The organism is Psychrobacter sp. CMS30 (genome assembly GCF_904846565.1).
Taxonomy (GTDB): Bacteria; Pseudomonadota; Gammaproteobacteria; order Pseudomonadales; family Moraxellaceae; genus Psychrobacter; species Psychrobacter maritimus.
This window is the reverse complement of sequence record NZ_CAJHBF010000005.1, coordinates 48,706-71,913: the sequence shown is the minus strand read 5'-3', so window position 1 is coordinate 71,913 and position 23,208 is coordinate 48,706. Positions and strand designations below refer to the sequence as shown.

Sequence of the window (23,208 nt, the reverse complement as noted above, 5' to 3'; positions counted from 1 at the left end):
TTAGAAGATGTACAATCGCTTTAATATTCTAAAAATAATTTTTCCAATTCATGTGGTTTTTATAGCTTTATGCTGCAAGGAGTTGTCGTCGTTATGCTATCTACCGTACCTAGTGGTACAGGCTTTCAGCCCACACCAGAGCAGCTACAAGTGCTACAGACTGCCAGCGAGTTTGCCTATCAGGTTTGGCAAAGTCGAACGGGCGCTTGCCAGACGTTTTTGCGCAGTTATCCATTACAGAGCACTTTAACGCGCCAGCAAATTGATGATTTGATTCAAGATTATACGTTGGATGAGAATTATCAGCTCGCCAATGAAGACAAAGTAATGATCGGCTTGCGGCATTTGCGTATGCTACTGATGATGCGCTGGATTTGGCAAGATGCCTTGGCCGTCATTGAGCTTGAGCAATTGACCGATGAGCTGTCTGAGTTTGCGGATGGCTGCATTTTATTTGCCAAAGACTATACCTACCAGCAGCTGATGGCGCAATATGGGCAACCGACCTTTATTAACGCTAAAGGTAATGTGCAAGTGGATGATATGGCGATTATGGCGATGGGTAAGCTTGGCGCACATGAGCTGAATTTATCCAGTGATATCGACCTTATTTTTGTCCATCAGGCGCGCGGTGAGACGGATGGTGACAAAGCAAAAGGCACGCGCAGTATTGATAATAAGCGTTTTATGACGCGGCTTGGTCAAGGCATTATTAGGTTGCTCGATAATAATACCGCTGATGGTTTTGTGTTTCGGGTCGATATGCGTTTGCGTCCGTGGGGCGATGGCAGCGATTTGGCGATTCATTTATCAGCATTACAGAAGTACTTTGCTCAGCATGGGCGGGCATGGGAGCGTTTTGCTTGGCTCAAAGCCCGCGTGGTTGGGCATATAGAGCAGCCGTTTTATGATGACATACAAGCGCTGATTAAGCCTTTTGTGTTTCGTTATTATGTTGATTATAGTGCCTTTTCAGCCCTCAGAGAGATGAAGTCTCTTATTCAGAATCAAGTGGCTCAGCGTGAAGACTTGGATAATATCAAGCTTGGCGCGGGTGGTATTCGAGATATTGAGTTTATCGTCCAAGCCTTTCAACTGATTTATGGCGGTCGGCATCCGCAGCTACAAGTTAAGTCTTGTTTGGCGGCGATGCAGGCGCTGTGTCAGCTTGAGTATTTAGAGCAGAGCACTTATCAAGAGCTACAAGCGGCTTATCGTTTTTTACGTCGCCTTGAGCACGGTATTCAAGCGATTAATGATCAGCAAACGCAGCGTTTACCGCATGATACTCAGTGGCAGCATAATCTAGCAGTCACCCTTGGCTTTGATGATTGGGCAGGGCTATTAGCGACACTTAATCAACACCGTTATCATGTCAATGTACCGTTTGAGCGTATGGTCACCGAACGGCAGATACCCGATCAAGAGGATGACGAGCTTGAGCCTGAACAGTTAAATGAGCAGATAGCGCGTTTAAATGAGGTATTAACCGAAGAAAACCGTGCGTTATTACAAGGTTTTTGGCAGTCAAAAATGGTTGCCAATTTGAGCGATGAAGCGCGTGAGCGTTTGGATGATGCTTACCCTGTGATTGTACACGCGCTACTTATCCATGAAGAACAGCAGCAACTTGCTAATACTGCCTTGCCACGTTTAATTACTTTGCTAGAAGCCATTTGCCGCCGCTCTATCTATTTAGTGATGATTGCAGAAAATCCTAATGCCACCGTTGAGCTGATTCCGATGTTATCAGCCAGCCCTTGGATTGCAAAAGAATTGGCGCAGTATCCAGTGTTATTGGATACCTTCTTACAGCAGCGCTATAGGCATTTGCCAGACAAGCGTGAGCTGCGGGACATTTTGCGTCAACAGTTATTGCGCGTAGAGCCGAACGATGAAGAGGAGCTACTTAGCGTACTGCGTTTATTTAAAAAGAATCAAGTGTTGGCAGTGGCTGCCAGTGATGTGTTGGCAGAACGCCCAATTATGAAAGTATCAGACTCACTGACTTATATTGCCGCTGTGGTACTCGAGGCCGCGCTTGAGCGTGCCTTTGCCGAAATCGTCAAACGCTATGGCTATCCAATTGGTCAAGATGGCGATCCGGTCACGGAAGCGGATTGCGGCTTTGCCATCATTGGCTATGGCAAGCTTGGTGGATTGGAGTTGTCATATTCATCAGATTTAGATTTGGTGTTTTTGCATAAAATAAAAGAGCAAGGCATGACCACGGGCGAAAAATCAGTCAGCGGTATGAAGTTTGCGGCTCGCTTAGCACAAAAGCTCATGACTTATCTTAATACGCAAACCCGTGATGGCCGCGCTTATGAAGTCGATATGCGGCTGCGACCGTCGGGTAACGCTGGCATGATGGTGGTTTCTTGTCATGCGTTTGAGACTTATCAGCTTGAGAAAGCGTGGTCTTGGGAGCATCAAGCGTTGGTACGGGCGCGGGCAATCTGCGGTGACAAACGCGTGACCGCCCGTTTTTGTGATATTCGTCGTACTGTTTTGGCATTACCGCGTACAATTGAGCAAGTCCGTATCGAAGTCACCAGTATGCGTATTAAAATGCAAAAGCATTTGGGTACCAGTCAGCACCAGCAGCAAGCGGGTAAGTTCCATCTCAAACAAGATGCTGGCGGTATTGTAGATATTGAGTTTCTGGCGCAGTTTGCGGTATTAGCCTATTCGCATGAACATCCAAGCTTGACTAAATGGAGTGACAACGTGCGTATTTTTGAAGAGATGGCGACTTTGGGTATTTGGGAGGCACAGGTTTGTCAGGATTTGACCGATGCTTACTTACGCATCCGCGCCGCGACGCACCAACTGGCATTATCCGAACAGTCGTTATTGGTTGATGAGTTATTATGGACAGAAACGCGAGCACTGGTACAAGCGCAGTGGCAGCATCTGATGGGTGTGGAATCCGTAGAGTAAGGTTGCTACATATAATGATGCGGCCAAATGATATGACGATAAGCATAGCGCTTTGATAGCCATTGTGCTCAAGGGTATATGAATAAAAGCCATGCAGTGATAAACTAAAATATTGTATTTGCCTCTCGTGCCGGTGCTATAATCACTGGCACCTTAAATTTGTACCTAGAAAAATTGCATCTAAAAATAGGCACTCAGTGTCAGCAGGCAATTTTAATTAAAACATTTATTTAACCATTAACACTCAACAAAAAAAGTTAGACGTCAGCGCTAGCATAAGGACTATTAAATGAATATGGCAACACAAGAAGGTAAGCTTTGGATGAATGGCACGATGATTGAACAGCCAGACGCCAAGGTTCATGTGCTTACGCATAGCCTGCATTATGGCATGGCGGTGTTTGAAGGCGTACGTGCTTACCAAACTGCTGACAATCGTACGGCGATTTTTCGCTTAAAAGACCATACCGATCGCCTATTGGGTTCTGCAAAAATCTTTCAAATGAATGTACCATTTGATGCAGCGGCACTTGAGCAAGCGCAAAAAGATGTGGTCAAGCAAAACAACTTGGCAGAAGCCTATATTCGTCCACTTATTTGGGTTGGCGCAGAAAAACTCGGTTTGTCATCGCGTGACAACAGTATTAACGCAATGGTTGCTGCTTGGCACTGGGGTGCATATCTTGGCGAAGACGGTATCAAAAACGGCATCCGTGTGAAGACATCGTCATTTACGCATCACATGACCAATGTGACCATGTGTAAAGCCAAAGCATCTAGCAACTATCCAGTATCTATCATGGCCAACCAAGAAGTCACGCGTAATGGTTATGACGAAGCCATCTTGATGGATCCACAAGGCTATGTCTGCCAAGGCGCCGGCGAGAACTTATTTTTAGTAAAAGACGGTGTGCTGCATACACCAGATTTGGGAGGCGGTGCGCTTGATGGTATCACGCGTCGTACTATCATTCAGTTTGCTGAAGATTTGGGCATCAAAGTCGTTGAGCGCCGTATCACTCGTGATGAGTTTTACTTAGCGGATGAAATCTTTATGACAGGTACCGCAGCTGAAGTCACGCCTATTCGTGAATATGATGATCGTGTTATCGGTAATGGTGGCCGTGGTGAGCTAACTGAGAAATTGCAAACCTTATACTTTGATGTGGTACATGGCCGCAATGAGCAGTATATGGATTGGTTAAGCTTTATTGATTAATTTTAAAAACTGCATTGTATGAAGTAAAAAGCTAAGACTGTTTTAAGTCTTAGCTTTTTTTTTGAGTGGTATTAATCGGTATTCTAAAGTGAAGTTTATACACTATAACTACTAACGATAAGCTCGCACATAATTTATGGATGCGGTATCATAACGTCGCTTAGTTTCAAGCTACATCTTGCTATGGTGTCCATCTATAAATACGGCTGCTTAGCATGTCGATTCTTAAAGCAGGTGAGTTCAAATTGAGAGCGGCATAGAATCTTATTTTTTAGCTAAGTCTGGTTTTACTTTGAATAGATTAATGGAGAAGCTGTTGAGAGTCTTACATTTTGTCACTGGTGGCTTTTCAGGAGCCACGAAAGTTGCTATTGATTTGGTTGAGGCTCACAATCAAATAGAATCGACTGAAAACCTATTAGTACTGCGTCGTAAAAAAACGACCGTACCAGAAAAGCTTGCTGAACTTGAAGATAAAGGTATCGATTACAAGGTTGTCACAGGTACTACCCATCTTGCGACCGTTCACGAATTAAAAAAACTATGTGAGCAATGGCTACCTGATATATTGGTTGCGCATGGGTTTCCTGAGCATTTACTGGGAAGACGGGCAGGGCTATTGGCACAAGTACCTTGCTTGGTACAAGTGGAGCACAACTCTAAAGAGCGCTATACACCTTGGAAGCTATACCAAACGCGTAAACTAAGTAAATCAACTGCTAGAATTGTGGCTGTCTCTGAAGGCGTAGCCCAAGTCTTATCTGAGCAGGGTCTTAAAGCGCCTATTCAAGCCATCCCAAATGGTATTGATACCACTCGATTTGGCGGTGTGAACCTTGCACCTGTTAATGAAAGGTCGCATGATCTGATTATGGTGGGAAGATATGCTAAAAGTAAGGATCACGTTACTTTAATTGAAGCACTGAAGCAGTTAAAGCAAAAAGGCATAAACCCCACTCTTACCTTAGTTGGCAGTGGGCGTAAGCGTTACCAAAAAGAAGTACATGATTTGGTTGCTCGCTATGAGCTGCATGAACAAGTGACCTTTATAGAGTACAGTAGCGAAGTTGAAAAGCTATTGCTGCAACATAAAGTATTTGTCATGTCGAGCCGTTTTGAAGGGCTGAACCTAGCGGTGCTAGAAGCGATGGCAAGTGGCTGTATCGTTGTGGGAAGTACTGCAATGGGAGTAAAGGAGTTGATTGATGACAGAAAAGATGGCTTCTTGTTCCCAGTCGGAGCAGCAGCAGAGCTGGCAGATATCATCGCGACTGTTCTATCTAACCCATCAAACTACCAAGCACTAGCAACGGCAGCTAGAGAGAAAGTTTTAGTTCATTATGATAAAAAACAGGTTACTCAAGCGTATTATCAATTATTTCAGAATTTATTAACAAGCTGTTAATTATTATAAAGTTTTTAATGTGAGTGTTGTATGAATAAAGAAGATCTAACAATTGGTATTTTAATACCTGTTTATAATGTAGCGGATTATGTAGAAGAGTGTATAGAATCCATACTCACTCAAATCGATACTAGAGCATCTATTTTAATAATGAACGATGCTTCGACAGACAATAGTGCAGCTATTATCAAGCGTTTTGAAAACCATCCTCAAGTGCAAATCTTCGATGCGCCTCATAATAGAGGTTTGTCAGCCACACGTAATGCGCTTTTTGATATGGCCCAAACAGAGTATATCTGGTTTATTGACTCTGATGATGTTATGTACGAAGGTGCTTATAAATCTGTCATGTCTCAAATAGAAAAATTGAACTCGGATGTGCTATGTGCTGATTATGTATCATTACGAGGGAAAAAAGAGGTAAAGAAAAAAGCTTTTATAGGCAAGGCTAATAAAAATTATATCAATAAGAGAAATAGCTTCTTAGATAATGTTATTGAAAATAATAGTAATCATGTTTGGAATAAGGTCTTCAGAAGACAGGTAATACAAGACATAAGGTTTAAAGAAGGATTGAATTTCGAAGATATTTTGTATATGACTCATATCTCATTAAAGAGTTTCCAATATAGCTATTTGAAACAGCCTGTAATAAAGTATCGTGAGCGTGAAGGTTCTATTCTAAAAAATCTCGACAAAAAATACGTAGATGATTATTTATATGCTTTCACTTATCGTGTTGAGAAATATCAGAGAATAGGAAGAGATGATGGTTATCATTATTTACTTTATAAGGTATATAAGCATTATATAGGGCTGTTAAATAAAATAGCTAAAAACCATCAGGAAGATTTGTTAAAAGACACCTATGATCAATACAACAAATACTTCTCAGAGCTCTATCTGGTTGCTAATAAAGAGCTGCCAATACATCAAAAAATAATTTTGAATATTAAACGTTCCAAATTAGACAAAATTTTGAAAGGTATATAGACTATGGAAGATATCTTTAACGTTATCAGTAATAAGCCCTTTAAAATATTTTACAATGGTCTTGTACCTAGAAGTGTAAGGAAGCGCTGGAGTTATCAATATGATGATAAAATTAAGCAAGAAAAATTAGCCTCTTACTGGAGGATAGTTATTGATCAATACGCTGATAAAAAAATTCAAAAGTATGATATTCCACCAATCAAAAAAGAGTTAGTAGGCAAAAAAATTATTTGGCAATATTGGGGACAGGGATTAGAAAATTTACCGGAAATGGTGGAAATATGTTTTTCTTCAGTAGATAGTCATGCCCATGATTATCAGATTATCAGAATTACTGATGAAAACATAAATGAATATATAAAGCTTCCAGAGTTTGTTGATGACAAACGTAAAAATGGTGTTTTTAGACCAGTATTCTTTTCTGATTTGCTGCGTGTTGCATTGTTATCAGTTTATGGGGGAGTTTGGCTAGACGCTTCAGTTTTACTAACAGATAGCATACCTAAGGAATATACTAAATATAATTTCTTTATGTACAGCCGTGATCCTAATTCTCCTAATAGAAGTTGGGGTGAAAATGATACGCATTTTTACTTTAATTGGCGTGATGAATTCAAAGTAAAGCATCTTAGTAGTATTGTGTTTTCTAAGCCGAACTCATTGATTGCAAAAACCTTAACGGATTTACTGCTTTTTTATTGGGAAAATGAAAATAAAATTGAATATTACTTTTTCTTTCAGGTAATGATTAATGAGTTAAATGAATCACAAATTATAGATTTCGACTTTCCTATTATTGATGATACTCATCCACATTTATTACAACTTAAGATGAAAAATTTTTTTAGTGAAGATGAATACAAAAGAATAATTTCACAAAATGGGATGCACAAACTGACTATTCATGAAGCCTTTCGCGAATATCGTTTTACAAAGCAAACCTATTATGGCTATCTAAAGGATAAATACTTAAAAATATGAATTACACATGAAATTTTTGCATAGTTCCAAACCAGTCTTTCTTGCCGTTGTTATCTTTTCCAAGATAATGTAATTTAATCAAATCTGGTCTTAGATAGTTACACATAAGATACACCCCCTGATCATCATCAACCATATTCTCTTGATATATTGCTCTTTGAGCATCTTTTACCACTGTCAAGAACTCATTCCATAGTTGCTTATGGCCTACAATTACACCGCCAATAATAGTTGCTTTATTGTTTAAAATACAATTAGTTATTTGGTGCTTTTTGTAAGGAAAATTTGGGTTATTAAAAACCGATAAAAGCTTAGATCTTTTCAAAGTAAATAGATGTATGTATTGGGCATCAAAATTATAATACCAATTATTTATATTGGCTAGAGTATCTGTATCTCTACAATAACCAAAATCTACCCATGCTACGAGATCATTTACAAGGTCGAATTCCTTTATAGCTGTATGGACGAAATAAGTTTTCAAGTTATTGATGAGTACATATTTCTCAGACCAATATTCAGGGTTCTTTCGCTGAGCTTCCGGTATTTTTTCCATAAAATCTGCATTTTTCAATATATCCCTTATAGATGTCAATAAACCTTTGAATTTTGAATCTAAATCGACGATTACAACTTCTGTTTTCTTTCCTTTTCTTAGTTTTATGACGAAAGGAGCTATTTCCTCAGTTGTAAACACGACCATTTCATTATCGAGTTTTGCTAAGTTCTCAAAATATGATAGGTATGTTTGATTGTTTCTAAGCAAGTGAGAAGAGTGTCCTTTTTCAGTAGACCAATCGCCTCTGCCAATATCAAAAAAAGCAGTCACTATAGTGATCGAATTAACAGAATTATTAATACTCATACCCAATGCTCCTCTAACCAAGGACTTGGCTTCACATGACGATACCATTTACCGCCGCCGCCTTTAATGGCATCTGGTGGATTAATCTCGCCATGGAAAATGACAATTTTTGCGCCCTCAGGCAACGTCGGTGCGCGCACTAAGTTAAATGGAATAGGGGCAATACACTGATATTTAAAACTGACACACCAGTCCTTATCCCAGTATTCTAAGTGATGATGCTCACGCAGATAGTTAGATAAGTAAGCTTGCTCATGGCGAACTTGCTGACGAATGCTGTCGAAGTTGCGCTCAAAATTTGCCAGCAAATCAGGATACGTACCCATACCAACGTTAAAACGATAAACTGAGCTATTACCAATCATGCGCCATGGCTTTTTCCAGTCACGAATAATGACGACGCTGTCTTCATACTCAGCTTTATAAGTGAAAAAAGCATCGATATTATCGACGATCACGATATCGATGTCTAAGAATAAGGCGACGCCTTTTAGGTCATATAATTCTGGCTTAAAAGTGGTGAGTTTTTTCCAACCACGTTCAGGGCCTGCTGGTAAATCCATTTCTGGAATCGGGTAACATTGAACGGCAGGATCGATGCCGGTGCTATCATCGGTGAGACAGACCATCTGGAAATCTAAGGTCAGGTGCCGACTGACCATGTTATAAAGACGGTTGACATATTCTGCACCGTATTTATCGCCCCATTTCATACAAATAATATAACGTTGCGCATAGTCTTTGCCGTCTGCTTGGGCTGAGTCTATTGATAAGTTTTGCTTTACGTCAGTTGCCATCATGCACTCATATTGATATAAATGAAGAACGAATGTTAAAAAAATTAGGGCTTAAAAAGGATGTAAATAATACGAACGTTGACTGATATTAACACACCTATTATTCACATTATTTCTTAAGTGTTAGGTATTAGATGTTAGATCTTGGTATTGTTTTACTTATTATGAGCTATTGATTATTCTTAGTTTAAGATTTTGTATGCTTAGAGTTTTGATTACGAATAAACGCTGCTAATGCTTCTTTATCAGCGCTATAAGGATTGTCTAAAACGGGTATATGCTTAAAACGGCGATAACCCCACATATAATGGCTGCATTTATCTTCAATCATCTGTTGCATGGCCAGATTAAGCGCATAAGCAGCGGTTTCAGTATTGCGATCATATAGGGCGGGATCGTCTAATTTATAACAATAAATATCAAAGCCACGCCCGTCATCACGGCGAATGCAGGATAAGCCAACCAACGCACATTTGGTCTTGCTCGCAAGTTTGGAGGCAAGCGTACTGGTTAAGGTTTCAATCCCAAAAAAGGGCACGACCACACCGCCTGATGGATCGGGAACATGATCGGGCAGTACAATACTAAAGCCACCTTGTTTAAGGGTCTTAAATACGGCTTTGACGCCGCTACCATCGGTCGGAACCAGTGTCGCATTCAGACGCGAGCGACCTTGCAGGACAAAGTCATTGGTAATATCGCCTTTAACAGGCTTATACATAATCGTTGGCGAACCAAACTGATTGAGCCAAGCGTTCATCATCTCCCACGTGCCAAGATGTGGGACAATCGCCAGCATGCCGTTAGGATTGGCAAGCCCCTCTAATAAAATATCTTTATTATAAACGTCGCGAATTTGAGCAATGCTCCATTCAGGTGGCATTGCCCAACTCTTGATAGACTCAATACTGGTTAAACATTGATGATAAATAATGTCTTTGGTTAAGGCTTGCTTTTGACGCTCAGATAACGACGGCGCAATCAGTGCCATATTGATACTGACAGTACGCATAATGCTAGCATTTGGTAGGCGTAATATTACCCAAGCAACAAAACGTGCCAGCATCTGTAAGACAGACAGTGGCACGAATTTGAAGATATGATACGGATTCATGACCGTTCACACGGTGATGAATCACGTAACCAGTCAGATAATAAGTAACTAAGCATTATCTGACTATTTATTGCGCAGGTTTGTTGGTGTCAGCCTGTGCTTTTTCGCGCACACGGATACCGAGGTCACGTAGCTGCTTGCTATCAACTTCAGCAGGTGCTTGGGTTAGTGGGCACTCAGCCGTTTTGGTTTTTGGGAAGGCGATGACATCACGAATAGAGTCTGCGCCTACCATGAGCATAATTAAGCGATCTAAACCAAAGGCCAAGCCACCATGCGGAGGCGCACCGAATTTTAAGGCGTCAAGTAAGAAGCCAAACTTATCTTGAGCCTCTTGCTCTCCGATACCAAGCGCTTCGAGTACGGCTTGCTGCATATCATAGGTATTGATACGTAAGCTACCACCGCCAACTTCTGTGCCATTTAGTACCATATCATAAGCGATAGAAAGTGCCGCTTCAGGATTGGTTTTTAATTCTTCAACAGAACCTTTTGGCTTCGTGAATGGATGGTGCATTGACGTCCATTTGCCATCGTCAGTTTCTTCAAACATTGGGAAGTCAGTGACCCAAAGTGGCGCCCATTCACACGTGGTCATTTCTAAATCTAGACCAATCTTTTGGCGTAGTGCGCCGATTGCGTCATTGACGATACTGGCTTTATCCGCACCAAAGAAGATAATGTCGTTGCTTTGGGCACCAGTACGTTCAATCAAGCTGACCAATACGTCATCAGTCATGTTCTTGATGATAGGAGACTGTAGACCAGACTCTTGGTCGACACCGTTATTGATGTTGCTGGCGTCATTGACTTTGATATAAGCCAAACCACGTGCACCATAAATGCTCACAAACTTGGTATAAGCATCGATTTGTTTACGGCTTAATGAAGCGCCACCAGGGATGCGTAGGGCAGCAACGCGACCTTTAGGGTCGTTCGCAGGGCCCGCAAACACTTTAAAATCAACGTCTTTCATTAAATCGGCTACGTCGACCAATTTTAATGGGATACGTAAGTCAGGCTTGTCTGAGGCATAGTCACGCATTGCTTCAGCATAAGTCATGCGCGGAAATTGCTCAAATTCAACATCCATCATAGTTTTAAATAGATGCTTGATAAGACCTTCGTTGATATTCATGATTTCTTCTTCATTTAAGAAAGAAGTCTCAATATCGACTTGGGTAAATTCAGGCTGACGGTCAGCACGTAAGTCTTCGTCACGGAAGCATTTAGCGATTTGATAATAACGATCAAATCCTGACACCATTAATAACTGCTTAAACAGCTGCGGTGACTGCGGTAAAGCAAAGAAGTTACCCGGACGTGTACGTGAAGGCACAAGATAGTCACGCGCGCCTTCTGGCGTTGCACGAGTCAAGATAGGGGTTTCAACGTCTAAGAAACCATGGTCATCTAAATAGCGACGAATCGTTGAAGTGGCTTTAGCACGGAAAACCATACGCTCTTGCATCTGCGGACGACGCATATCAAGGTAGCGATATTTTAAACGCAAGTCTTCTGATACCGTGGTTTTCTCATCATTCAATGGGAAAGGCGGTGTTTCAGATTTCGCCAATACTTCAATCTCTTTGCCCAATAGCTCAATTTGACCACTGGTCATATTGGCGTTTTCAGTGCCTTCATAACGGCGGCGTACGCGACCGGTAATTTTTAGCACGTATTCAGGACGTACCGCATCAGCAAGAGCGAACGCTTCTGGCGTATCAGGGTCAACGACGACCTGCAAGATACCTGCGCGGTCACGCATGTCTAAGAAAATCACGCCACCGTGATCGCGACGACGATGTACCCAGCCTACGATACTAATGGTTTGCTCAAGTAAGCTTTCGGTTACAGCGCCGCAATATTCGTCTCGGTATTCGCTATGCGTCATAGTGCTTTGCGTCATAATATAATTATCCAGTTGTCAGCCCAATTCGAAATACAATAATACAGCCGCTAGCGTGTGATACAAGCGCCGTGCAATTCAAGCCTTTAGCTAAAAAAGCACAAATAACGCGATATAAGACAAATGGTCATCACGTTGGCTGCAGAAAATTTGGTGTAAACACATATTATGCCTAATCTGCCTTTGTTATACAACCAGCGGTTGCGATACAAAGCGCTGAGAGTAAGCAATGCTCAGCAAATATGGCATCTTACTGATTCGTGGTATGTGCATGTGGTGTTTATAAGATGTTCATCGTTGTTTATGGTATTCATGCCATAACATTGAGCGTCAGTTAAATATTGTCATTTTGCTTGAAAATACTAGCCACTGTGCACATATCAGGCTAACTTATAAAACCTTATTAAAACAATCTCGATTATCTATTTTAACTAACAAGGAATTCCGCTCATGCTTTTTCATCCTTCTAAAAACCCTGTTGAGCTAAGAGTTATCCATCTGAATAAAAGCCAAGAGCAACGTCGTGAAGACCTGATGGAGGCGACGCAAGGTAAAGCGGCGCTTAAACAACTGAAAAAAACCATGGCTAAAAAGGCCAAACAAGCATTAAAAGTAAAAAGTAAAAGCAAAAATAAAAAAAATAATAGCGATGATAAGCAGCAAGTCTTTGTGCTTGATTTTGATGGCGATATCAAAGCCACGGCGGTGAAGCATTTACGCGAAGAAATCAGCACATTAATCAGTACTGCTAATAAAGGCGATGAAGTGGTGGTGCGCCTAGAATCGGGCGGCGGCTTGGTGCATGGCTATGGTTTGGCCGCGGCACAATTGGCCCGTTTAAAAGACGCGGGTCTAAAACTCACCGTCTGTGTTGACAAAGTCGCGGCAAGCGGCGGTTATATGATGGCTTGCGTCGCCGATAATATCGTCGCTGCACCCTTTGCTGTGATTGGCTCTATCGGTGTGGTATCGCAATTACCAAACTTCCATAAATGGCTCAAAAACCATGATGTCGATTATGAGATGTTTACCGCTGGCGACTATAAGCGTACCGTGACCGTATTTGGTGAAAATGACGCTGAAGACCGCGCCAAATACCAAGAAGAACTTGAGCAAACACACGAGTTATTTAAGCACTTCGTTAATACTTATCGCCCAACATTGGATGTTGCAAAAGTCGCAACTGGCGAGCATTGGTATGGTGAAGATGCGCTGAAACTTAATTTAATTGATAGCCTGCAAACCTCAGACAGCTATATTTTAGAGCGCATGGAAAATAATGAAGTGTATGCGCTGCATTCGCGTCAAAAACCAACCCTTGCAGAAAAGTTAGGGCTGTCACAAGCAGCAGAGGCGACACTCAGCATAGCGATTGATAAATTGCCAGATGCCTTGGCACGTTTCGATTTAAACAGTCGCTTGAATATTCTAAAATAATCTTGAATATCATCATGATATCTAGTCGATGATGTTTTAGCGTTGCATTTTTTAATCGTGCATTGTTTGTATTTTGTAAAAGGCGTGTCCTAGCGGGTCGCGCCTTTTTACTGTTTATTGATAAACGCTGTGTTATAAATGTGGCATACAGAACAGAGTATACGCACGTACACTATAAGAATTTCATTGCGTTTTTTATAAAAGCTTTGTATGAGCGTGATGAAAATAATTAACCAGAAGCAAGGAAAAGGATGTCAGCTATGTCTACCGATACATTAATGTTTACCGCCACCGAACATGGTCAAGCCATGCATGCCAAAGTTAAAGCCTTTATCGAAACCTATATCGAGCCAATCGAAGCGCAGTTTTGGGCGGATTGTCATGGGCAAAATCCCGATGGCGATTGGACCAAATGGCACTGGCCAGAAAAATACGAGAGCTTGCGTAAGCAGGCACGTGAAGCGGGTCTTTGGAATTTATTTTTGCCAGATGACACGCTAGGCGCTGGGTTATCGGTTACCGATTATGCACCGATTGCTGAGCTGACTGGCCGCAGCTTACTTGCCCCTTACGTATTCAACTGTAATGCGCCTGATAGCGGCAACATGGAATTGCTATGGCGTTATGGCACACAGGAGCAGCAAGACAAGTGGCTCACGCCGATATTAGAAGGTAAAACGCGTTCAGTATTTTGTATGACTGAGCCTGATGTTGCCTCAAGTGATGCGACCAATATGCAAGCGACTGCTGTCGTCGATGGTGACGAGATTATCATTAATGGTAGCAAGTGGTGGTCATCAGGTCTGGGTGACCCTGCGGTTGATGTCTTGATTGTCATGGCCTATACCCCTGATGACACTAAAGACCGTCATCATCAGCACTCGATGGTTTTAGTGCCAGCTAAAACGGCAGGCGTCAATATCGAGCGTATGCTAAAAGTATTTGGTGACTATGATGCACCGCACGGGCATGGTGAAGTTAGCTTTAATGATGTACGTGTGCCCGTCAGTCACTTTATCGGTGGACCGGGCATGGGCTTTGAGATTGCGCAAGGTCGCTTAGGGCCAGGTCGTATTCATCATTGCATGCGTTGTATTGGCGCTGCTGAGAAGTCGCTAGAGCTGGCCGTCAAACGCGGCATGGAGCGTACAGCTTTTGGTAAGCCACTGCTACAATTGGGCGGTAACTTTGAGCGTATCGCTGAGGCGCGTATTAAGATTGATCAAGCACGCTTATTGACACTATACGCGGCGCAGAAAATGGACGCCCAAGGTACCAAGGCAGCACTCACAGAAATCTCTGCGATTAAAGTCGTTGCACCAACGGTATTACAAGAAGTGGTCGACATGGCGATTCAAATCCACGGTGGTATGGGCGTTTGCCAAGATACCATGTTGCCGTCCTTTTATGCTCAAGCTCGAGCGCTACGTCTAGCCGATGGTCCTGATGAAGTACATAAAACCATGATTGCGAAACTAGAGCTTAAGCGTCAAGGTTTTAGTCGTTCGTCGAAACCTGCTAAATCGTAATATAACGTTAAAATACCATCTCTAAAAATTCACTATTAATCAGTTAATAGTGAATTTTTCATCACTGTAATTATTGATAAAAATAACTGACCACACGATAAGGAACATCTTATGGCAACTGACAATCATGCCAACAATACTGACAATGACGATCAAACACTTAATAAAGTCTTAGATAAAGGCGGCGAAGTGCGAGAGGGCGAAGAGCTTGATGCACAAGCAGTCAGCAATTGGCTACGCGAGCAAGGGGTTGATATAGAATGCGAGCCAACGGTTACTCAATTCTCTGGCGGTGCTTCAAACTGGACTTACCGGCTGCAATATGAAGGCGAAGGTAAGAGCCAAGACCTTATTTTACGCCGTCCGCCAAAAGGCACCAAGGCTAAGTCAGCGCACGATATGGTACGTGAATATACCGTGCAAAAAGCCTTAAAAGATGCTTATCCTTATGTGCCAAAAATGGTCGCGCTATGTACTGATGAAAATGTCATCGGTGCGGACTTTTATGTCATGGAGCGCATGGAAGGTATCATTCCTCGTGCCAATTTGCCAAAAGGCATCGATTTAGATGTAGAGCAGACGCGCGCTTTATGTACCAATGTCATTGATGCGTTGGTTGACTTACATCAAGTCGATTATAAAAAGCATCCTGACTTGGTCAACCTTGGACGCGGTGAAGGTTACTGCGAGCGCCAAGTAACTGGTTGGGATAAGCGTTATGTCAAGGCCAAAACGCCAAATGTACCAAGCTTTGGCTTAGTTCGTCAATGGCTAGGCAAGCACACACCCGCTGATAGTAAAACCTGCTTGATTCACAATGACTGGCGCTTTGATAATGTGATTTTGGATGCTGCTGATCCGACTAAAGTCATTGGTGTACTCGATTGGGAAATGGCGACTTTGGGCGATCCTTTGATGGATTTGGGTAGTGCATTGGCTTATTGGGTCGAAGAAGATGACAATATAATCATGCAGCAGTCACGCCGTCAGCCAACACATTTAGAAGGTATGATGACCCGTGATGAAGTGGTTGACTACTACCTGGAGCAATCGGGTCTTAAGATAGACAATTGGACGTTTTATGAAGTGTTTGGTCTGTTCCGTTTAGCAGGTATCGTGCAGCAAATTTACTATCGTTATTATAATAAACAAACCACCAATCCAGCGTTTAAGAACTTTTGGCTCATCGTCCATGTACTACACGCCAAATGTCTCAAGCTGATTGCGCAGTACGAAGGTGAGGCGTTATTCAATACTTATGTACAGCCACAATTAAAAGAGATTGGTATCGACGCTGCTACGATTGAGCAATTGCCAGCTCCAGTACAAAAAGTGGTCAAAGGTATTTTACCAAAAGGCTATTTTGCTAAAGCGCCGCAATCATCAGATGAGTAACTGTTTATTTTTTATAAATAAACTGTAGAGAATCTGTAGAAAACGGCAGGTTAAAACGGCATGTAAAAATTATGATAAAAGGCAGTGTTTTATGACAACCATCCTTCTGGCCCGTCATGGTCAGGCGTCCTTTGGACAAGAAAATTACGATCAGCTCTCAAAGCTTGGCGGTATGCAAGCGCAAATGCTCGGTCAACACTATGCAAGCACGCAGCGCCGCATCGATGCGATTTTCACTGGTAGCTTGGTCAGGCAACAAGACTCTGCACGGCATTTTTGGGAGCGTTATCAGTCGTCTGTGGCTGATACTGAAAAGCCTTACACGCCTGCAATCGATATGAATCAGCCTGATAGCTATGTACTGCCACAATTTGATGAATTTAATCATAAAGATGTGTTAATAAAATCCAATCCGGCTTTTGGCAATCGCGCGGCAATCGCGGCTGAGATTGCGCAAGCAGAAGTGCCTGCTACGCGGCTAGCTGAGCTGTTTGATACCGCGATGCAGCGCTGGCATGCAGGTGATAACGATAGTGACTATATCGAGAGCTGGGTGCAGTTTAGTGAGCGAGCAAAGCAAGCGCTTGAGCAAGTGCGTCTGCAAGTTGCTAACTTACAGTTGGGTCGTGATGATACAGTGCTGGTCTTTACCTCGGGCGGTATCATCGCTGCTATCACCGCGCAGTTATTGCAACAAGGCAGTTCAACCGCTTATCAAATCAATAAAAGCTTGGTCAATACTGGTGTGACGTCTCTTACGCTTAAAAATGAGCGTACGCGCTTATTGTCTGTCAATGAATATAGTCATCTGTTTTCTGAAGGCAAGCGCTTTGTGACGTGGCGATAAAAAAGAAATGGGTAAAATATTAAAGCCATCAGTAAAAAGCCAATTAAAAACATCATAAAGCGGTTACTTTAAATAGGTAGTCGCTTTTTATGACTTGGATTTAAAATCATTAAGTAGCATCGTTAAAATGCTTTAGTTTTATGGCGCTGTAAATTGATTGCGTGTTTGGTTTACGGTATAAGTGCTAAACTTATTATATAAATTTACGCTATGATAGACAATTGACGTCATTTTGTATTGATACCAACAGGATAGGATAGTCCATGAAAAATACCTTGATAAATTTGGTCACCAACAGCGCCAAACAAAGTAAAAATCAGCTATTTAGTGCGATTCAACCAGCTCGTTACTTAAAAGGCTTGAACGAGCAGCAAGTTGGACGTGGTAAAACGATTTTAATCACCGGTGCCAGCTCAGGATTGGGCGAGGGCATGGCAAGATTGTTTGCTAAACTCGGTTATAACCTTGCGATTTGTGCCCGCCGTACCGAGCGTTTAGAAAATTTAAAAGCAGAATTATTGGCTCAATATCCTGATATTCGTGTCGAATATCGAGTCTTAGATGTCAGCGATTACGATGCAATTTTTACAGTGTTTGATGCCTTTGCAGCGGATTTTGGTCATATCGATCGCGTGGTGGTGAATGCCGGTATCGGCGACAGTCGCCGTATTGGTAAAGGGCGCTTTGATACCAACCGCCGTACCGTTGAGATTAACTTTGTCTCTGCGCTCGCGCAATGTGAAGCGGCGATGAATATCTTCCGTGCACAAAATAGCGGTCATTTAGTGGCGATATCAAGTATGTCAGCGATGCGCGGCTTGCCTAAGCATTTGACCGCTTATGGCGCAAGTAAGGCGGGCTTGGCGCATTTAGCAGAGGGTATCCGGGCTGATATGCTCTTAACCAAGCTGCCGATTCAAGTGTCCACCATTTATCCAGGCTATGTGCGCACCGAAATCAATGAGAATGCCAAACCTTTACCGTTTGAAGTCGATGCAGAGACAGGCACGACAGCAATCGTTGCCGCGATTGAGGCAAGAGTAAACGAAGCTTGTGTACCAAGCTTACCGTGGTCGATTGTCGGTCAAGCCATGAAGCATTTGCCCTTACAAGTGGTTAATAAGGTCAGCTGATATCAGTTATAGTGAGTGAAAAGTAATATAGATACGTCAGGCACTGCTGATATCAATTTTTCTTGCTTGCTGTGCCTGCGCAGACAGAGGCTACAAAAAATTGATATCAGCAATACCGTAGCGTTTTTAGAATATTTTGACTATATTTTGCTAGTTATGCTAGAAACAGTACAGACAGAATTAAAACAACAAAAAGCCCGCTATATTTTATATACCGGGCTTTTATTACTGTTGAAAATTTTAAGTCTTCAGTGCTACAAGGTTTGTGGATTGTCTAGCATATGTTTTTCACGCAGTTTTTGGCGTAGTATTTTGCCAACATTGCTCTTTGGTAGCTCGCTGACAAATTCGATATGGCGTGGGCATTTGTAGCCCGTTAAATTGTCAATAGCGAACTCTTTGATGTCACTTTTGGTGACATTTTTATCAGCAGGCACGATATAGATTTTAACCGCCTCACCTTGGTGATCATCAGGAATGCCGATGACTGCACATTCAACAATCCCTTTACAATCAAGCATAACTGACTCGATTTCATTAGGGAAAACGTTAAAGCCTGAGACCAAAACCATGTCTTTTTTGCGATCAAGTAGGGTGATATAACCCTTTTCATCCATACTCACAATATCGCCCGTACGGAAGTAACCATCTTTGGTAAAGTCATTGGTATTGTCTTTATTAAAATAGCCTGACATGACGTTCGGACCTTTGATACACATATCACCCGCCTGATTGTAGCCGACCGGTTCATCATTTTCATTGACCACGATAATGTCGACGCTAGGACCCGGGATACCAATAGTGCCATTAAACTTGCGGTCAGTAATGACGTTGTTGGTGCCAACTGCCACACACTCCGTCATACCCCAACCTTCAACCATTGGACAGCCAGTCACCTCTAACCAGCGCGCTGCTGTTTGTTCGGTCGCTGCCATGCCGCCTGCCTGCGAGATACGTAGCGAGCTAAAATCTAAGTCTTTAAAGTTCGGCTGATCAAGCAATCCTTTAAACAAGGTATTAACCGCAGGAAAAATATGGAACGGTTGTTTTGATAAAGTTTTGATAAACCCAGGCATGTCACGTGGATTGGGTACCAATATAAAGGTATAACCTGAACGCATACCGAGTAGGCTCAGCATAAAGGCAAAAATATGATATAGCGGTAACGCCATCACCATATTGATATAAGCCTCGTTAATATCTGAGGTAATCGGGCGATACCAAGCTTCCGACTGCATCGCAGCGGCAACGACGTTGCGCTGAGTTAATATAGCACCTTTAGACAAGCCTGTCGTACCGCCGGTATATTGCAAAATAGCTTTGTGTTGCAAAGCCGTTTTTGGTGCTTGGAAAGGTAAGTTTTTGCCTTTTTTTAGCACATCAGGGAATTTGGTGACGTTGTATTTAGGATCGTTAAGATTGTACTTCGGCACCAAGCGTTTGACCTGACGGATAACGGTATTCACCAAAATACCTTTTAAACCCATCATATCGCCCATTTTTGATAGGACAATACGCTTGATATCTGTCTCTTCAATGACTTGCTCAAGCGCTTGCGCAAAGTTATCAACCACAAAGATAACCTGAGCGCCAGAATCATTTAATTGATGGCGCAGCTCACGACCGGTATAGAGAGGGTTGATAGGCGTACAAACGTAGCCTGCACGCAAAATACCAATCATCGTTGGCAGATATTGCGGCACGTTTGGCATCATAAGTGCCACGACACTGCCTTTAGGAATACCTTGCCCTTGTAGCCATGCGGCAACGGCAAGCGAGGCTTGATCAACATCACCATACGTGTGGGTCACACCCATACAGATCGTCATAGGGTGCATACGAAAGCGATTAAAGCACTCTTCATAGAGCTCTATAAGACTTTCGTATTGATCAGGATTGATGGTATTTGGTACGTTTTCTGGATATTGAGCAAGCCAAGGCTTATCAGTGGTCATACTTAGCGTCCTTAAATGTGCGATAAGTTAAGGTTCTATAAAAAAGTAGTCACGTCCCTGTCAACAATACCATCATCGCCCTATCATCGATGGATTGCCGAGTGTTATCCTATTTATTCACAGACTGCTAAAATACGGTGGCCTTTATACAAATATCATGAATTACAAGATTATTTAATTAAAAAATATTTAACTACCAAGCATTAGCTCCTAAGTAGATTAAATGGCTAGTGAGTGCTGTTGATGCTAAAGGTAGTACTGCAAAAGGTAGTACTGAAAAAATATCACATCCAGACAAGGTTAGTCGATTAACCTCAGTTGAAGAGACTATCAATATCATTTAACAAGACCATTTAATAAATAATAGCGTAACATATTTTCGCAATACATTAACATAACTGCAATTGAGTCTGTTATTCCTATACAAGAACTTGTTAGTTTATAATTCAGTTTGATAAAATAAAAAAACTGTGTTGCAAGCTAAAATAGACAAGTGGTTGTTAATATAAGATGAAAGGGCAGTCAAATAATATAATACATAGTACTACAAATATAAGTCATTAATTTTACTAAAAACGTCCTAAAAACATTCTTAATGTCATCTTATTTTAGCTAACTGAACAGTTACAAAGCGTAAGGTCTTAGTAGTAAAGAAGAATAATTAAAGCATAAAAAAAGCGCCCTATAGTGAAGATAGGGCGCTTTTTTTATGACTTTTTTATGACTAAGATATTGAACTTTTACCTTAATTAGCGCTGTGGATTATCAGCGATATGTTTCTCACGCAGCTTTTGACGCAGTACTTTACCCACATTACTTTTTGGTAATTCAGTCACAAATTCGATATGACGCGGGCATTTATAACCCGTCAAATTATCTAAAGCAAACTCTTTAATCGAGTTTTTAGTGACATTGTTATCAGCAGGAATAACATAGATTTTGACGGCCTCGCCTTGACGCTCATCAGGAATGCCAATCACAGCGCAATCAATAATCCCTTCACAATCCAGCATGACGGATTCAATCTCGTTCGGGAAGACATTAAATCCTGAGACCAAAATCATGTCTTTTTTACGGTCTAATAGTCTAAAGTAGCCTTTGTCATCCATGCTGACGATATCGCCAGTACGGAAATAGCCATCTTTCGTAAAGTCATCACTACTATCTCTATTCAGATAGCCTGAGGTGACATTGGGCCCTTTGACGCACATCTCGCCAGCTTGGTTGACGCCAACACGATTGCCTTCATCATCGATGATGATGACATCAACGCTCGGGACAGGAATGCCAATCGTGCCATTAAACTTACGGTCAGTAATGACGTTTGCAGTACCAACGGCCACGCCTTCAGTCATACCCCAACCTTCAATCATGGGGCAGCCGGTCGTTTCGAGCCAGCGTGATGCTGTTTGTTCGGTCGCCGCCATACCACCTGCTTGCGAGATACGCAGTGAGCTAAAATCAAGGTCTTTAAAATTTGGATGATCGAGTAACCCTTTAAACAAGGTATTAACCGCAGGGAAGATATGGAACGGCTGTTTTGATAAGGTTTTGATAAATCCGGGGATATCACGTGGATTGGGTACTAGGATAAAGGTATAGCCTGCACGCATACCAAGCGAGCTCAGCATAAAGGCAAAAATATGATATAGCGGTAGTGCCATCACCATATTAATATAAACCTCATTAATCTCTGAGGTAATAGGACGCGTCCAAGCTTCTGACTGCATGGCTCCTGCGACGATATTACGCTGAGATAAAATGGCACCCTTAGATAAGCCCGTCGTACCACCGGTATATTGCAAAAAGGCTTTTTGATCCAATGACATCTTTGGCTTTTGGAAGGGCAGGTTTCGGCCTTTCTTTAGCACATCAGGAAACTTGGTCACTGCATGCTTAGGGTCATTGAGCTTGTATTTGGGCACCAAGCGTTTGACCTGACGGATAATGGTATTTACTAAAATACCTTTTAGACCCATCATATCGCCCATTTTTGATAAGACAATATGTTTGATATTGGTCTCATCAATGACTTGCTCGAGTGCTTGCGCAAAATTATCGACGACAAAGATAGCTTTCGCACCGGAATCATTTAGCTGATGGCGGAGCTCGCGCCCAGTATAGAGAGGGTTGACTGGCGTACAGACATAACCTGCGCGCAAAATACCAATCATCGTTGGCAGATATTGCGGCACGTTTGGCATCATCAGTGCAACCACGCTCCCTTGAGGAAGTCCTTGCGCCTGTAGCCAAGCGGCAACCGCAAGCGATGCTTTATCAATGTCATCATAAGTATGGGTCACACCCATACAGATACTCATTGGATGCAGACGAAAGCGGTCAAAGCACTCTTCATAGAGCTCCATGATGCTGCCATATCTATCTGGATCGATAGTTTTAGGCACACTCTTAGGATATTGGGCAAGCCAAGGTTTATTCAACGTCATAGTCAGCGTCCTGGAAGTTCAATTAGGTTTCTATCGTTAAGCAGTCATATCCGTGTCAATAAAAAAATCAGCGCTGACTTAAAACAATTGCCGCTGAGTTCGATAATATCCTTATCTATTGACGGACTACCAATTTCTGTTACTGTTGTTCAGTTTTGATGAATGATAAAAGCATTGGTCTTAAATAAATATGGTCATCTTAAAAAGTGACACTCAATTTTAAAGCGTTTTTACCAATT

At 42.1% G+C, this 23,208-nt stretch carries 16 protein-coding genes; 10 read left to right on the top strand and 6 right to left on the bottom strand.

The features are described 5' to 3' along the window. Positions 1-93: 93 nt before the first annotated feature. From glnE to JMX94_RS04030, 5 genes are all read left to right on the top strand, one after another. Positions 94-2,943, top strand: coding sequence for a bifunctional [glutamate--ammonia ligase]-adenylyl-L-tyrosine phosphorylase/[glutamate--ammonia-ligase] adenylyltransferase (gene glnE / locus JMX94_RS04050; RefSeq protein ID WP_201563452.1), 2,850 nt, complete (start codon positions 94-96; stop codon positions 2,941-2,943). A 289-nt stretch (positions 2,944-3,232) separates the two neighbouring features. Further along, positions 3,233-4,162: a branched-chain amino acid transaminase gene (locus JMX94_RS04045; protein ID WP_201563450.1), complete on the top strand. Its 930-nt coding sequence runs from the start codon at positions 3,233-3,235 to the stop codon at positions 4,160-4,162. Positions 4,163-4,478: 316 nt separating this feature from the next. Then, on the top strand, positions 4,479-5,567 hold the full coding sequence (locus JMX94_RS04040; RefSeq protein WP_201563448.1) for a glycosyltransferase family 4 protein: 1,089 nt from the start codon (positions 4,479-4,481) through the stop codon (positions 5,565-5,567). Between the two features lie 30 nt (positions 5,568-5,597). Continuing rightward, a complete protein-coding gene (locus JMX94_RS04035; protein WP_201563446.1) occupies positions 5,598-6,560 on the top strand; it encodes a glycosyltransferase in 963 nt (320 codons plus the stop codon). Positions 6,561-6,563: 3 nt separating this feature from the next. Continuing rightward, entirely contained in the window at positions 6,564-7,541 is a 978-nt protein-coding gene (locus JMX94_RS04030; RefSeq protein WP_201563444.1) for a capsular polysaccharide synthesis protein, read from the top strand. Position 7,542: 1 nt separating this feature from the next. On the opposite strand, the gene JMX94_RS04025 is transcribed toward JMX94_RS04030, so the two are convergent. From JMX94_RS04025 to aspS, 4 genes are all read right to left on the bottom strand, one after another. Beyond that, positions 7,543-8,406: a WlaTC/HtrL family glycosyltransferase gene (locus JMX94_RS04025; RefSeq protein WP_201563442.1), complete on the bottom strand. Its 864-nt coding sequence runs from the start codon at positions 8,404-8,406 to the stop codon at positions 7,543-7,545. Further along, a complete protein-coding gene (locus JMX94_RS04020; RefSeq protein ID WP_201563578.1) occupies positions 8,403-9,119 on the bottom strand; it encodes a glycosyltransferase in 717 nt (238 codons plus the stop codon). The genes JMX94_RS04025 and JMX94_RS04020 overlap by 4 nt, the downstream gene beginning before the upstream one ends. A 271-nt stretch (positions 9,120-9,390) precedes the next feature. After that, on the bottom strand, positions 9,391-10,317 hold the full coding sequence (locus tag JMX94_RS04015; protein ID WP_201563440.1) for a lysophospholipid acyltransferase family protein: 927 nt from the start codon (positions 10,315-10,317) through the stop codon (positions 9,391-9,393). A 67-nt stretch (positions 10,318-10,384) separates the two neighbouring features. Further along, positions 10,385-12,211, bottom strand: a complete 1,827-nt coding sequence (gene aspS / locus JMX94_RS04010) for an aspartate--tRNA ligase (protein WP_201563576.1) — start codon at positions 12,209-12,211, stop codon at positions 10,385-10,387. A gap of 465 nt (positions 12,212-12,676) precedes the next feature. On the opposite strand from aspS, the gene sohB reads away from it, so the two are divergent. The 5 genes from sohB to JMX94_RS03985 all read left to right on the top strand — a co-directional run bounded on the left by sohB (position 12,677) and on the right by JMX94_RS03985 (position 18,567). Next, positions 12,677-13,663: a protease SohB gene (gene sohB / locus JMX94_RS04005; protein ID WP_201563438.1), complete on the top strand. Its 987-nt coding sequence runs from the start codon at positions 12,677-12,679 to the stop codon at positions 13,661-13,663. 278 nt (positions 13,664-13,941) lie between these two features. Continuing rightward, positions 13,942-15,192 (top strand): acyl-CoA dehydrogenase family protein, encoded by a 1,251-nt coding sequence (locus tag JMX94_RS04000; protein ID WP_374220396.1) that lies wholly within the window; start codon positions 13,942-13,944, stop codon positions 15,190-15,192. Between the two features lie 111 nt (positions 15,193-15,303). Next, positions 15,304-16,587 carry a phosphotransferase family protein gene (locus tag JMX94_RS03995; protein ID WP_201563434.1) on the top strand — a complete coding sequence of 428 codons (1,284 nt, stop codon included), beginning with the start codon at positions 15,304-15,306 and terminating at the stop codon, positions 16,585-16,587. 91 nt (positions 16,588-16,678) lie between these two features. Next, positions 16,679-17,434, top strand: a complete 756-nt coding sequence (locus tag JMX94_RS03990; RefSeq protein ID WP_201563432.1) for a histidine phosphatase family protein — start codon at positions 16,679-16,681, stop codon at positions 17,432-17,434. A 263-nt stretch (positions 17,435-17,697) separates the two neighbouring features. After that, complete coding sequence (locus JMX94_RS03985; protein WP_201563430.1) at positions 17,698-18,567, top strand: SDR family oxidoreductase; 870 nt, start codon at positions 17,698-17,700, stop codon at positions 18,565-18,567. A gap of 254 nt (positions 18,568-18,821) precedes the next feature. Here JMX94_RS03985 and JMX94_RS03980 read toward each other — a convergent pair whose 3' ends face one another. Both JMX94_RS03980 and JMX94_RS03975 read right to left on the bottom strand, forming a co-directional pair. Next, the gene (locus JMX94_RS03980; protein ID WP_201563428.1) at positions 18,822-20,522 is read right to left on the bottom strand and encodes an AMP-binding protein; all 1,701 of its coding nucleotides are present in this window, start codon (positions 20,520-20,522) and stop codon (positions 18,822-18,824) included. A gap of 749 nt (positions 20,523-21,271) precedes the next feature. After that, positions 21,272-22,969: an AMP-binding protein gene (locus JMX94_RS03975; RefSeq protein WP_201563426.1), complete on the bottom strand. Its 1,698-nt coding sequence runs from the start codon at positions 22,967-22,969 to the stop codon at positions 21,272-21,274. Between the last annotated feature and the right edge of the window lie 239 nt (positions 22,970-23,208).